Source organism: Spirilliplanes yamanashiensis, assembly GCF_016863475.1.
GTDB classification, from domain to species: Bacteria; Actinomycetota; Actinomycetes; order Mycobacteriales; family Micromonosporaceae; genus Spirilliplanes; species Spirilliplanes yamanashiensis.
This window is the reverse complement of sequence record NZ_BOOY01000022.1, coordinates 55816-69276: the sequence shown is the minus strand read 5'-3', so window position 1 is coordinate 69276 and position 13461 is coordinate 55816. Positions and strand designations below refer to the sequence as shown.

The 13461-nt window shown below is 73.1% G+C and carries 12 protein-coding genes; 3 read left to right on the top strand and 9 right to left on the bottom strand.

What is annotated here, in order from left to right:
* Window positions 1–8: 8 nt before the first annotated feature.
* From Sya03_RS14935 to Sya03_RS14920, 4 genes are all read right to left on the bottom strand, one after another.
* Window positions 9–374 carry an NADH-quinone oxidoreductase subunit A gene (locus Sya03_RS14935; RefSeq protein ID WP_203938891.1) on the bottom strand — a complete coding sequence of 122 codons (366 nt, stop codon included), beginning with the start codon at window positions 372–374 and terminating at the stop codon, window positions 9–11.
* Window positions 375–454: 80 nt separating this feature from the next.
* Window positions 455–1738, bottom strand: a complete 1284-nt coding sequence (locus Sya03_RS14930; RefSeq protein WP_203938890.1) for a geranylgeranyl reductase family protein — start codon at window positions 1736–1738, stop codon at window positions 455–457.
* A gap of 95 nt (window positions 1739–1833) precedes the next feature.
* Complete coding sequence (locus Sya03_RS14925; RefSeq protein WP_203938889.1) at window positions 1834–2097, bottom strand: hypothetical protein; 264 nt, start codon at window positions 2095–2097, stop codon at window positions 1834–1836.
* 124 nt (window positions 2098–2221) lie between these two features.
* The gene (locus tag Sya03_RS14920; protein WP_203938888.1) at window positions 2222–2917 is read right to left on the bottom strand and encodes a demethylmenaquinone methyltransferase; all 696 of its coding nucleotides are present in this window, start codon (window positions 2915–2917) and stop codon (window positions 2222–2224) included.
* Between the two features lie 54 nt (window positions 2918–2971).
* Between Sya03_RS14920 and Sya03_RS14915 the strand changes: the two genes are divergently transcribed.
* Complete coding sequence (locus Sya03_RS14915) at window positions 2972–3499, top strand: hypothetical protein (RefSeq protein ID WP_203938887.1); 528 nt, start codon at window positions 2972–2974, stop codon at window positions 3497–3499.
* 298 nt (window positions 3500–3797) lie between these two features.
* Here Sya03_RS14915 and Sya03_RS14910 read toward each other — a convergent pair whose 3' ends face one another.
* From Sya03_RS14910 to Sya03_RS14890, 5 genes are all read right to left on the bottom strand, one after another.
* Window positions 3798–4322 carry an AAA family ATPase gene (locus Sya03_RS14910; RefSeq protein WP_203938886.1) on the bottom strand — a complete coding sequence of 175 codons (525 nt, stop codon included), beginning with the start codon at window positions 4320–4322 and terminating at the stop codon, window positions 3798–3800.
* Window positions 4323–4419: 97 nt separating this feature from the next.
* Complete coding sequence (locus tag Sya03_RS14905; protein WP_203938885.1) at window positions 4420–5184, bottom strand: hypothetical protein; 765 nt, start codon at window positions 5182–5184, stop codon at window positions 4420–4422.
* Between the two features lie 249 nt (window positions 5185–5433).
* Window positions 5434–6594, bottom strand: a complete 1161-nt coding sequence (locus tag Sya03_RS14900; RefSeq protein WP_203938884.1) for a hypothetical protein — start codon at window positions 6592–6594, stop codon at window positions 5434–5436.
* Between the two features lie 233 nt (window positions 6595–6827).
* Window positions 6828–8060: a cyclic dehypoxanthinyl futalosine synthase gene (gene mqnC, locus Sya03_RS14895; RefSeq protein WP_203938883.1), complete on the bottom strand. Its 1233-nt coding sequence runs from the start codon at window positions 8058–8060 to the stop codon at window positions 6828–6830.
* 52 nt (window positions 8061–8112) lie between these two features.
* Complete coding sequence (locus tag Sya03_RS14890) at window positions 8113–8847, bottom strand: TetR/AcrR family transcriptional regulator (RefSeq protein WP_203938882.1); 735 nt, start codon at window positions 8845–8847, stop codon at window positions 8113–8115.
* 144 nt (window positions 8848–8991) lie between these two features.
* Here Sya03_RS14890 and Sya03_RS14885 point away from each other — a divergent pair, with 144 nt between their 5' ends.
* Window positions 8992–12627 carry a DEAD/DEAH box helicase gene (locus Sya03_RS14885; RefSeq protein ID WP_239107519.1) on the top strand — a complete coding sequence of 1212 codons (3636 nt, stop codon included), beginning with the start codon at window positions 8992–8994 and terminating at the stop codon, window positions 12625–12627.
* Window positions 12627–13454, top strand: coding sequence for an SWIM zinc finger family protein (locus Sya03_RS14880; protein WP_203938881.1), 828 nt, complete (start codon window positions 12627–12629; stop codon window positions 13452–13454). Before Sya03_RS14885 ends, Sya03_RS14880 begins: the two co-directional genes overlap by 1 nt.
* Window positions 13455–13461: the final 7 nt, after the last annotated feature.

The following is a 13461-nucleotide window of genomic DNA, read 5'->3' as shown; positions in this document are numbered from 1 at the left end:
CGACCCTCCTAGTCCCAGTTGAGGCCGCCGCGTCGCCACACGTAGGTGTAGGCGATGAACACGGTGACGATGAACAGGACCATTTCCACGAAGCCGAACAGGCCGAGCGCGTCGAAGGACACGGCCCACGGGTAGAGGAAGATGATCTCGATGTCGAAGATGATGAAGAGCATCGCGGTCAGGTAGAACTTCACCGGGAACCGGCCGCCGCCGACGGGCTGCGGGGCGGGCTCGATGCCGCACTCGTACGCCTCGAGCTTGGCGCGGTTGTAGCGCTTCGGCCCGACGATCGGCGCGATGGACACCGAGAACAGGGCGAACAGCGCACCCAGGATCAATAACCCGACGATGGGTACGTAAGGCGAGAGCGTCATGTTTTCTCCCTGCTCGTCCTTCCCAGCCCTGTTGCTCAGTTCACACTAAGAGTGGCCGTATCGGCAGCCGATCACGGGGGTCACACCGCGGGGGCGACCCTGGTCATGGCGTTGATGACCCGGTCCATGGCGTCGCCGCCGCGGGGGTCGGTCAGGTTCGCGAGCAACTTCAGCACGAAGCGCATGAGCACCGGGTGCGGCATGCCGTGCTTGGTCGCGATCCGCATGATCTCGGGCCGGCCGATGAGCTTCACGAAGATGCCGCCCAGCCGGTAGTACCCGCCGTAGCGCAGCTTCAGCTCGGCCGGGTACGCCGCCAGGGCGCGCTCCCGGTCGGGGCCGGCGGGCCGGGCGAGCGCCTGCACGGCGATCTCCGCGGCCAGTTCGCCGGACTCCATCGCGTACGGGATGCCTTCGCCGTTGAAGGGGTTGACCATGCCACCGGAGTCGCCGACCAGCATCACACCACGCGTGTAGTGCGGCACCCGGTTGAAGCCCATGGGCAGGGCCGCGCCGAGGATGTTGCCGTCGGCGTTGGCCTCGTCGCGCAGCCCCCACTCGGCGGGGGTGCCGGCGAGCCAGTCGGTCAGCATCTTGCGGTAGTTCGTGCGGCCGTAGGCCTTGGAGGAGTTGAGCACGCCCAGGCCCACGTTGACCCGGCCGTCGCCGAGGCCGAACAGCCAGCCGTAGCCGGGCAGCAGCGCGTCGCCGGCCTCGGGGCTCTTCAGCTCCAGCCAGGACTCCAGGTAGTCGTCGTCGGCGCGCAGCGGCGAGTGGTAGTAGCGGCGGACCGCGACGCCCATGGGCCGGTCCTCGCGCTTGGCCAGGCCGAGCGCGAGCGGCAGCCGCCCGGACACGCCGTCGGCGGCGATCACGAGCGGCGCGGTGAAGGCGACGGGCTCCTTGCCGGGGCCGTCCTCGGCGGTCACGCCGACGACGCGGCCGTCCGCGTCGAGGACCGGCCCGGTGACGTTGACCCGGGTGCGCAGGACGGCGCCGGCCTCGACGGCCCGGCGGGCGAGCATGTCGTCGAAGTCGAGCCGGGTGCGCACGAGGCCGTAGCTCGGGTAGGAGGCCAGCTCGGGCCAGTCGAGTTCGAGCCGGACGCCGCCGCCGATGACCCGCAGGCCCTTGTTGCGGATCCAGCCGGCCTTCTCGGAGGTGTCGATGCCCATGCGAACGAGCTGGCGGGAGGCGCGCGGGGTCAGCCCGTCGCCGCAGACCTTCTCCCGCGGGAACTCGGTCTTCTCGAGCAGCAGGACCCGCAGGCCGTGCCGTGCCATGTGGTAGGCCGCCGCGGAGCCGCCCGGCCCCGCGCCGACCACGATGACGTCGGCCTCGTCGATGACTACCTGCTCCTGCATGTCTCACCTCCGCTGGCAGAGATCGTGAATCAGTTCACAATCCCCGACGAGGGGAGTCTAGGACGGCCATCGAAGGGCCTATGGGTAAGGGAACCCTAACTGTTTCGCGCGGATGAATGCACCGTTCCGGACGGCTTTGCACCGCTCTTGGCGAGCTCCTTTTCGACGTGTTCGTCGAAGGCGCCCTCGGTCGCGCGGTTCAGTCCCTCGATGAGCCGGTCCACCAGATCCTGGGCCAGGTCCGGGTCGGACGCCGCCAGCGTCCGCAGCCGGTCGGCCAGCTCCAGCGCCTGCCGTTGTCCCTGGTCGCCGTCGCCGGCCGGGCCGTCGTCGTAGGGCATCTGCCTGATCGCGGTCATGCCTTGCCTCACCCCCGCAGCTGTCGTGCACCTGCGAGTCAGCTAAACACCGGATTAGGCGCTTTTAGCCCAGTTTCGGAAACTCGGGCGTCGTCGAATGTGCTTTGTTCCTCGGTGTCCGAATTCAGTCCCGCGTGGCCCGGTGCAGCGCCACCACGCCCCCGGTCAGATTGCGCCATCCGACGCCGCGCCAACGGCCACTCTGTGCGATCCGGCCGGCCAGCTCCCGCTGATCCGGCCACGCCCGGATCGACTCGGCGAGGTACACGTACGCCTCCGGGTTGCTGGACACCGCCCGCGCCACCGCCGGAAGGCTGCCCATCAGGTAGCGCAGGTAGACAGTGCGGAACGCGGCCGCCGTCGGGTGGCTGAACTCGCACACCACCAGGCGCCCGCCCGGCCGGGTCACCCGCGCCAGCTCGGCCAGCGCGCCGTCGGTGTCCTGCACGTTGCGCAGGGCGAACGAGATCGTCACCGCGTCGAACGTCGCGTCCGGGAACGGCAGGCGCAGCGCGTCGCCCGCCAGCAGCGGCACGTCCGGGCGCACCCGGCGCCCCGCCCGCAGCATGCCGGTCGACAGGTCCGCGCCCACCGCGAACGCCCCCGAGCGGGCCAGCTCCTCCGTCGAGACGCCGGTGCCGGCGCCCACGTCCAGCACCCGCTCCCCCGGCTTCAGGTCCAGCGCCGCCCGGGTCGCCCGGCGCCAGCCCCGGTCCCGGCCGAAGGCGAGGACGGTGTTCGTCAGGTCGTAGCGCCGGGCCACGCCGTCGAACATGGCGGCGATCTCGTGCGGCTGCTTGTCCAGGTCTGCGCGGGTCACGCCCTTACTCTGCCAGGACCCCGCCGCCCGGTGATCGCGACTGTCCTCCCGGCGGTGCGGGGATCGTTCTTCATCGTGGGCTTCTGCTTCGACACCGTCCCGCCGGACGCGACGCGGCTGGCCGCGGCCGCCGGCGCCACCGGCGACCCGCCCCGGGTGCCGAAGCTCGGCCGGGTCGAGATCCGGGCCGCCCGCCCCGACCGGCTCGCCGAGCTGATCACCGAGACGAACGAGTGGGGCGTGCCGTCCGACGCCTGGTCGCGCCAGGACGCCGACCGGGCCGCCGCCCGCAGCCGGGCGCTGCTGCGCACCATGGCCGCCGTGGTCGCCGAGCTCGACCCGGCGTACGCCGCCGTGGAGGTGGAGGAGCTCGTCCCCACGCCGGCCGCACTGCGCGACGGCGCCCTGCTGCCGGGCGACGTCTACGTCTCCCACCGGCTCGCCGCCGCGGCCGGGCGGCCGCCCGGCACTCTGACCACCTGGCCGCACGGGTTGCTGCGGCAGGGGTGGCTCGCCGGCCGGGAGGACCGGCCGCGCGACTGGGCCGCGTACTCGCGCGCCGTCGGCGCCGCACTGACCTGACCCGGGACACAGCAGGGGCGGGATGGAGAACCATCCCGCCCCTGCGCCTTGCGTTATATGGACGACCGCCGTCGGTCGGGTCCGACCTCGCCGCCGGCGGCCGTGCCGTGGCGACGTTCAGGTGTTACGCGGGCACGGTAACCAGCGCAAACGCACTTGGGAAGCCCGACACGGCCGCTTCTGTCGGTATTTCTCCGCGTTCGCCCGCTTCATCGTTACGCAGGAGCAACCCGGCATCCCCGGTTCGCCGGTCCCCACCTGGCCGTTCGGGCAGCCACCGACACCGCGCGAGGGACCCTCACACGCGGGCCTCGGGCAGCCGGCGCAGGATCTCGTCCGCCGTCTCCGCCGGCGTCTGGTCCGACGAGTCCAGCCACAGCCCCAGCCGCGGCGTCTCCGCCCGCAGCGACGCGTCCAGGTCGGCGACGGTCCACGCCCCGTACCCCCGCTTGCCCCGACCGGCCTCGCGCGCCGCCACCACCTCCGGCCGCGGCGCCAGGACCACGACGTGCCGCCGCGGCGTCGCGATCCGGTCCACGTACGCCGCCAGCTCCGGCCCGAGGATCACGTCCTGCACCACCGCCGTGACGCCCGCCCGGGCGTACCCGTCGGCCACCCGCGCCGACAGGTCGTACCGCAGGCGCAGCTGCGCCGCCGCCTCCTCCTCCGCGCCCGGCTCGAACTCCCGCCGCCCCGACACGATCATGCGGCGGAACAGGTCCCCGCGGACGTGCGCGGCGAGCGGCAGCCGCTCCGCGACGGCCTGCGCGACCGTCGACTTGCCGGCGGCCATGATCCCGGTGATGACGATGACGGCGCTCACCCGGCCGTTCCTACCCCACCCCGGACAGCGAGAAGCGCGGCACCCGCCGGGCGCCGCGCTCTCATCTATGTGGCCGGCCGGAGCCGGTGGGCAAACGTCAGGCGATGTCGTCCGGCGTCACCAGGCGGGTCTTGCGGCGACGCGCGACCACGAACAGGAACACACCGAGCGCGATGGCCGCCGCACCGGCCACGCCGATGCCGATGGCCGCGGGCCCGGTGACCGGCAGGCCACCACCGTCGCCGCCACCCGTGCCGCCGTCGCCCGGAGTGGGCGTGACGCTCGGGGACACGGTCGGCTGGGCCGTGGGGGTGCCGGTCGGCGTCGCGGTGGGCGTGGCCGTCGGGGTGACGGTCGGGGTGGGCGCCGGCGGGCCGACGATCTCGATCGGCACCTCGATGCTGTTGTCCTCGTCGTGCGTGTCACGGCCGCCGAAGGACACCTCGAGGTGCACGGACCCGGCGGGGCCGGCCGGGACGCCCTCGACCGCGTACAGCGGCAGCTGCTCCTCCATGGACCCGTTCCTCGCCAGGGGCCCGTAGTCGCAGACGTAGACCAGCGTGCCCTCGACCGTCTCGCAGCCCTGGTTGCCCGGGATGCCGAGCTGGTTGCTGACGCGGGTCAGATCGAGCTGAGTGAAGTCGAACTTCACCAGGACGTTGTCGATCCGCTTGCTGGTCTTGTTGGTGACCTTGAACGTCGCGGCCTTGGCGGGCTCGCGGGAGTCGAGCGGCAGGCCCGAGACGGTCACCTTGATGTCCGCCTCCTTCGGCGCCGCGAGGGCGGGCGAGGCGGCGGACGCGACGACGCCCGCGGTGAGCAGGGCGGCGGCGGACACGCGCGTGAGGGTGCGCAGGATCATGAGGGGCTCCACGGGGGCGGGCGCGAATACGGCGGGGACGTTAGCGATCAATGGATTCGGCGCGCCACTGTGAGCTGCGCCGCTCCAGGGCGACAACGCATAGAGATTCCGCTATGCCGGAGTTTTTGTTACCGGACGGATATCAATTCGGAGCCCCCGTCGCCCGCCACCGTCCACTCAGGAGCAGCGTCGGACTGCCGCGACGGCCCGGCCGCAAGGGGTGCAGCCGGGCCGTCGAGACGGAACGTCTTACTTCTCGTCGCGCGGGGCGACCAGGACGATCCGGCGGCGGCGCGCCACCAGGAACATCGCGATGCCGGCGGCCAGGACGGCCGCGCCGCCCGCGCCGATGCCCAGCGCGGCCGGACCGGTGACCGGCAGGCCACCGCCGCCACCCTCGCCACCCTCGGCGACGGTGACCAGGACCGAGAAGGTGTCCTCGTTGTCGGTCGAGTCGATGTCCTGCACCTCGGCGGCCGTCAGCTCACGCGAGTTCTTGGACGGCGCGGCCGGCGCGGCGGCCTTGCGGCGCACGTCGGCGGACTCGGCGGTCTCGATCGCGACGCCGGTGGAGACGCCGCCCTTCAGGGCCGGACCCTTCGCGTCCTCGGCCACCCGGACCGGGAAGAAGAACGCCCGGCTGGACAGCTCCTTGTTGGTGGTCTCGTCGAGGTCGGCCGGGATCAGCTCGATCTCGTCATACGAGCAGGTGACGGTCCGGCCGGAGAAGGTGCACTCCTCGTCGGCGTCGTCCGTGACGAAGCTGGACTTCTCGGGAAGCGTCGCCGTGACGGTGAGACCCCGGGCCGTGCGGTCGCCCTGGTTCAGCGCGTACACCGCGAGGGCGCTGCCCGCGCCCGGCTCGACCGGCTTGCCGGTGAAGCCGTCGTTGTCGACCACGGTCACGTCGGGCGACTCGATCTGCAGGTCGACCCCGCTGCCGCCGACGGTCACGTCCACCGTCTTGGAGTTGTTCGTCTTGTCCGCGTCGCCCGCGACCGTGAGCGAGATGGTGAGCTTGCCGGCGGCGCCGGTCGCGCCGTCCTTCTTCTGCAGCGGCAGCCACAGGTCGGAGGAGGCGCCCGGGGCCGGGATGTCCTCGGCCACCAGCTCGCACTCGGCGATCTCGTCGACGAAGGTGCAGCCGCCCGTGCCGAGGTCGACCTCCACCTTGGACAGGTCGAGCTTGCTCACGTCGAACGTGATGCCGACGGTCTTCGGCTTGGTGGTGCCGTTGTTGGAGACGCCCACCTGGGCGAACTTGCCGCTCGCGTCGGCCGCGATGGTGGAGCCGGTCAGGTCGAGGCCGAAGTCGACGTCGGCCGCGAGGGCCGGGGTGGCGGCGGCGGCCAGGGCACCGGTGGCCAGCAGGCCGACTGCACCGACTCGCGCCAGGTTGCGGAAGGTCATGAAAGGGGCTCCCCGTAGGACGGACAGGACTCGAGGGCGCAGGTTAGCGATCCTCATCCATGCCGCGCGACCCCCACGAGCCGCCAAGATCCCCGCATTGGTCCATCGAAGAACCGTAATGACCGGTATGGCGTTACCTTATCGAAACCTTAAGGCCCCGTCCGTTCGGCGAACGGCGTCGCGCCGCGGGCCGAACGGACGAGGCCGTTGTGACGTACCGTGATCGTGGCTTCTCAGTTCGCGTCGACCAGCGGGAGCGTCGTGCGGCCCGCACCGCCCCCGGGCATCGCGATCGACGAGAAGTGCGAGACCACGCGCTCGTCGGTCGGGTCGTCCGCCGGGGTGTGGTGCACCGCGAGGTGGCGGTAGAGGGTGTCGCGCTGCGCCGGGACGCGGCCCGCCGTGCGGATCATCCAGATCAGCTCGTGCAGGTTCGAGCGGTGCCGGGCGCCCGCCGACGAGATGACGTTCTCCTCGAGCATGATCGAGCCGAGGTCGTCGACGCCCATGTGCAGCGCCAGCTGGCCGACGTCCTTGCCGGTGGTCAGCCACGACGCCTGCAGGTGCGAGACGTTGTCGAAGAACAGCCGGGACACCGCGATGAACCGCAGGTACTCCATCGTGGTCGCCTGGGTGCGGCCCTTGAGGTGGTTGTTCTCCGGCTGGTACGTCCACGGGATGAACGCCCGGAAGCCGCCCACCGAGCCGGCCTGCTCGACCGGCGAGTCCACGTACCCGTTGGCGACCGCCAGGTCCTGCACGTCCCGGATCATCCGGATGTGCTCGATGCGCTCCGCGTTCGTCTCGCCCGTGCCCATCATCATCGTGGCGGTGGACGACAGCCCGTTGCGGTGCGCGACGGCCATCACCTCCAGCCAGCGGGCGCCGGACTCCTTCAGCGGCGCGATGGCCTTGCGGGGGCGGTCGGGCAGCATCTCGGCGCCCGCTCCGGCGATCGAGTCGAGGCCCGCGGCCTTGATGCGGACGACGGCCTCCTCGATCGAGGTGCCGGAGACCTTCGCCATGTGCAGGATCTCGCTCGGGCCGATCGAGTGGATCGCGAGCTGCGGGTACGCCGCCTTGACGGAGGAGAACAGCTCCTCGTAGTACTCGACGCCGTAGTCGGGGTGGTGGCCGCCCTGGAGCATCACCTGGGTGGCGCCGAGGTCGACGGCCTCGCCGCAGCGGCGCAGGATCTCCTCGGTCGGGTGCGACCAGCCCTCGCGGTGCTTCGGCGCCCGGTAGAAGGCGCAGAACTTGCACGCCGTCACGCACACGTTGGTGTAGTTGATGTTGCGGTCGATCAGGTACGTGACGACGCCGTCCGGATGCCGCCGGCGCCGCACCGCGTCGGCCGCCTCGCCGAGCGCGTGGAAGGGCGCGTCGGTGTACAGAAGCAGCGCCTCGGCGGGCGTGATCCGCCCGCCGTCGGCCGCCCGGGCCAGGATGTCCTCGATCGCCGTCACAGTGTCAGAGCCTACGTCGGCCGGGCGGCCGCCCGCCGTCACGCCGGTCACGTCAGCGCTCGATCAGCACGCCCAGGCCGTCCAGGACGCGGGCCAGGCCGAACTCGTACGCCCGGTCCGGCCGGTACGCGGCCTGCAGCGCCTCGCCGGCCACCGCGCCGACCCGCGCCGCCACCGGGTACGGCGAGTAGTCGATCTCGCTGAGCAGCGGCGCGACCTGGCCCCACCACTGCTCGTCGCTCTGCTCGGCGCGGATCGCCCGGGTCTCCGCGTCCGACCGGGCGGCGGCGTGCACGAACCCCAGCAGGAACGTCAGCGCCTCGTCCCGCTCGACGTCGCCGAGCCCGCAGTCGTCGAACGCGCGCAGCTCGTGCTCGTACTTGGCCATCTGCCCCGGCCCGAGCGTCGGGCGCGCCATCGGGGCGGCCAGCGCCCACGGGTGCCGCGCGAACAGGGCGCGGTTCTCCGCCGCGACCGCCGTCAGCCGCTCCCGCCACGGCCGGCCCGTCGTGTCGGTCCGCTCCATCGCCAGGTACGCCTTGTCGAGCATCAGGTCGAACAGCTCCGCCTTGCCCGGCGCGTAGGTGTACAGCGTCATCGGCACGACGCCGAGCTGCTGGGCGAGCCGGCGCATGGTGAGCGCGTCGACGCCCTCGGCGTCGGCCAGGGCGGTGGCGGCGTCCACGACCGCGTCGACGGTCAGGCCGGGCTTGCGGCCGCGGCGCGCCGCCGGCTGGCCGACGTCCCTGCGCCACAGCAGGGCGAGCGAACGGGCGAGGTCGGTCACCGGACCTCCTTCAACTGTACGTTGTACAATAATAGCGGTTTCCGTGATACCGGGGCCTCGACCAGTATCGGGCGGGCGTGGACACCGATTGTCGTCGGTGGGTGGTTCTAGGCTGGCGGCCGGACGTGGAGGGAAGGGGACGCGGTGCTGATCGTGCACGGCGCATGGGCGGCGGGCAGGCTCGCCCTCTGGGCCGAGGACCCGGCCCGGCCGACCACCACCACCTCCCGCGCCACCGCCCGGCCCCACCCCTTCGCCGCCCCCGCGGCCGCCCTCGCCACCGCCCTCGGCGCCGCCGACGACACCATCCGCGACGCCCTCGCCAAGGCACTGACCGCCGAGCTGACGTTCCGCCTCCCCGGCACCGCCCGCGGCCCACTGCCCTCCCCCGAGACCGGCTCCGAACCACCCCGGCGCGGCCTGCGCCTCGGCGACTGGCGCGTCCCCGCCCTGCTCGTCGCCCCCGCCGACGCCCTGACCGCCCTCGCCGCGCTCGGCACCCCCGAGGGCGACGCCGGGTGGACGCCCGCCGCTTCGCTGCGCTACCTGGCGGTCCTCGCCGGGCACGCCTGCGACCTGGCCCGGCGGGGGCGGATGCTGCCCCAGCTGGTCGCGGAGGACGGGGGGTGGGCGGCCCGGTGGCGGCCGGTCCTGACCGGCACGGACGTGGCGACGTTCCGCGACTTCGCGGCGGCGATGCCGCCGGTGTGCCGGGCGGTGGTGGGGGTGGCGGTCCCGGCGGGGTCCGGGGTCTTCGGCGCCGGCCTGTCCTTCACCGGCTCCGCCGCGGGTTCGGCCTCCGACTCCTTCCGCGCCGGGTCGCCCTCCCCCGACGGCTCGTCCTCCGCCGGACCGCCTTCCGCCAGCCCCTCTCCTGCCGGCTCGCCTTCCTCCGCCGGGTCGCATCCCTTCCCCGGGTCGCCTTCCTCCACCGGGTCGCCTTCCTCCACCGGGTCGTCTTCCTCCACCGGGTCGTCTTCCGCTGCCGGCCTGTCGCCGGGTGGGGGTGGTTCGGCCTTCGGGTCGGCTGCCGCCGTCTTCGCCCCGCCCGCCTCCGGCGGCGGGCGGGGGTTCCGGGCCGAGGTGATCCCGCTGGATCGGGCCCGATCGCGGCGCGGCATCCGCGCCAACCTCGCGGTCCCCCACGGCGGGCGGACCGACGCGGCCGCACCCGCCCAGACCGGACCCGGCGGCGCGCCGATGGAGGCCGCCTCCATCGCCCCGACCGCGGGTCCGGCGGACCTGACCGCGAGCCCCGCAAGCTTCACCGCGGGCTCGACCACCGCCCCCAGCTCCGGCTCGACCCCGGGCTCGGTCTCCGTCGCCACATCGGCCGCCACCGCCACCGGCGAGGCCGCCACCGGGGAGGCCGCCGGCGCGGCCGTGGGTGGGGTCGCGGAGACGTTGCGGTCCGCGCTCAACGCCCTCGTCGATGCCGCCGCCCGCATCTCCCTGCCCGAGCGCCTGCTCGTCGGGCAGCGCCCCGGCCCGAAGGCGCCCCTGCCCGACCGCTGGATCTCCGCGCTCACCGCCGAGGACCCGGCCCTGCCCGGCGCCCGCCCGGCCGAGGTCACCGCGCTGGTGCGCGAGCTGGAGGGGTGGCTCGCCGCAGCGCACGAGGCGAACGCGCCGATCCGGGTGAGTTTCCGGCTGATGGAGCCGCCGGAGGGCAGCGACGAGTGGGCGCTGGAGTTCGCGCTGCAGTCGGCGGAGGACCCGAGCCTGTACGTGCCGGCGGCAGCGATCTGGGCGGGCGAGCGGTTGCCCGGGTTGCCGCCGTGCCCGGACGAGACGCTGCTGGCGGGGCTGGGGCGGGCGGTGCGGCTGTACTCGGCGGTGCACGAGGCGCTCAGCGAGCAGCACCCGGCCGGGTTGACGCTGAACACCCGTGACGCGCAGGACTTCCTGCAGAACGCGGCGCCGCTGCTGCAGGCGGCCGGGTTCGGGGTGCAGCTGCCGGCGTGGGCGGGCCGTAAGGCGGTCGGGCTGAAGCTGACGACGCGGTCGCGGCCGTCGGGGCCGGGCGGGGTGGTGTCGGGCGGCGTCGGGCTGGACGACCTGGTGGACTTCCAGCTCGACCTGGTGATCGGGGAGCACACGGTCACGGCGGACGAGCTGGCGGAGCTGGCCCGGTCGAAGGTGCCGCTGGTGCGGGTGCGCGGGCGCTGGGTGGAGCTGGACGACCGGCAGCTCGCGGCGGCGCTGCGGGTGGTGTCGCGGCCGCGCACGGACACCGCCACGGCGGGCGAGCTGCTGCAGAAGGTCGTGGACGGCGGCGAGGAGGACCTGCCGCTGGTCGAGGTGGACGCCGACGGGCTGCTCGCCGACCTGCTGGAGGTCGATCGGCTGGCGCCGGTGCCGACGCCGGCGGACTTCGACGGGACGCTGCGGCCGTACCAGGAGCGGGGTCTGTCCTGGTTGAGTTTCCTGTCGCGGCTCGGGCTGGGCGGCATCCTGGCCGACGACATGGGTCTGGGCAAGACGGCGCAGACGCTGGCGCTGCTGCTGTCGGCGCCCGGGCCGACGCTGCTGGTGTGCCCGATGTCGCTGCTGAACAACTGGCGCAAGGAGGCGGCCCGGTTCGCGCCGCGGCTGCGGGTGTACGTGCACCACGGCGGCGCCCGGCGGCGCGAGGACGTGGCGGCGGACGCGGACGTGGTGGTGACGACGTACGGCACGGCGCTGCGGGACCTGGGGCTGCTGCGCGAGGTCGAGTGGGCGCGCGTGGTCTGCGACGAGGCGCAGGCGATCAAGAACGCGGCGACCCGGCAGGCGCAGGCGGTGCGGGCGATCCCGGCGCGGACGCGGCTGGCGCTGACGGGCACGCCGGTGGAGAACCACCTGGCGGAGCTGTGGTCCATCATGGAGTTCTGCAACCCGGGGCTGCTCGGGCCGGCGTCGACGTTCCGCAAGCGGTACCAGGAACCGATCGAGGCGCGCCGAGACGAGGCCGCGACGGAGGCGCTGAAGCGGGCGACGGGGCCGTTCGTGCTGCGCCGGCTCAAGACGGACCGCTCGATCATCTCGGACCTGCCCGAGAAGAACGAGATGAAGGTGTGGTGCACGCTGACGCCGGAGCAGGCGTCGCTGTACAAGGCCGTGGTCGAGGACATGATGGACGTCATCGAGCGCACGGACGGCATCGAGCGGCGCGGTAACGTCATCGCGGCAATGACGAAGCTGAAGCAGGTGTGCAACCACCCGGCCCACCTGCTCAAGGACGGTTCGCGGCTGCCGGGGCGGTCGGGCAAGCTGGCCCGCCTGGAGGAGCTGGCGGAGGAGATCGTCGCCGAGGGCGACAAGGCGCTGGTCTTCACGCAGTACGCGGAGTTCGGCACGATGCTGCAGCCGTACCTGGCGGCGCACCTGGACCGGCCGGTGCTGTGGCTGCACGGCGGCCTGTCGGCGGCGCGGCGCAACGCACTGGTCGAGGAGTTCCAGTCGTCGCCGGAGCCGATGCTGTTCCTGCTGTCGCTGAAGGCCGCCGGCACGGGCCTCAACCTGACGGCCGCGAACCACGTCGTCCACATCGACCGGTGGTGGAACCCGGCGGTGGAGGACCAGGCGACCGACCGGGCGTTCCGCATCGGACAGACGCGCAATGTGCAGGTGCGCAAGTTCATCTGCACCGGCACCCTCGAGGAGCGCATCGACGAGATGATCGAGCGGAAGAAGGCGCTGGCGTCGGCGGTCGTCGGCACCGGCGAGGACTGGATCACCGACCTGACGACGGACCAGCTGCGGGAGCTGTTCTCGCTCGACCCGACGGCGGTGGCGTGATGCCGGTGGACCCGACGGGACGGTTCTTCGAGGGCGGGCAGGCGATCCGCGTCGAGGGCGGCATCGCGGTGCGCTCGAAGCGCGGCGACATCGGTTCCCGCTGGTGGTCGCGCCGATTCGTCGACCAGCTGGAACGCATCTGTGACGGCGGGCGGCTGAGCCGCGGGCGGGCGTACGCGCGCAAGGGCCAGGTGCTCGGCTTCGACCTGACGCCGGGCGTCATCACCGGGCAGGTGCAGGGTTCCCGGCCGGACCCGTACGAGGTGTCGATCACCATCGGGGCGTTCGGCGACGACGCCTGGGCGGGCATCGTGTCGGCGCTCGGGGCGCAGGCGCTGTTCCGGGCGGCACTGCTGGCGGGTGACATGCCGACGGAGATCGTGGGGCTGTTCGACGAGCTGGGGCACCCGCTGTTCCCGGAGTCGCTGGAGATGGAGTGCTCCTGCCCGGACTGGGGCCGCCCCTGCAAGCACCTGTCGGCGGTGCTGTACGTGCTGGCCGAGGCGTTCGACGACGACCCGTTCCTGGTGCTGGCGTGGCGCGGCCGCGACCGGGACACGCTGCTGGCGGCGTTGCGCGCCACCCCCGGCGGCGAGGAGCCGGCCGACCCGCTCGCCGTCGAGGAGCAGCCGCTGGAGGACCGGCTCCGCGACTTCTACGCCCCCGCGGTGTCGCTGGGCCGGCTGCGGGAACGCCCGCCGCGCACCACCACCCCGCCGGAGCTGCTGCTGCGCGCCGTCGACCCGCCGAAGGTGCGGGTGCGGCACATCCCGCTGGTGGACGTGCTGCGCCAGGCGTACCGGGGACTGGGCCGCCCGCCGTCGTAATGGCGGT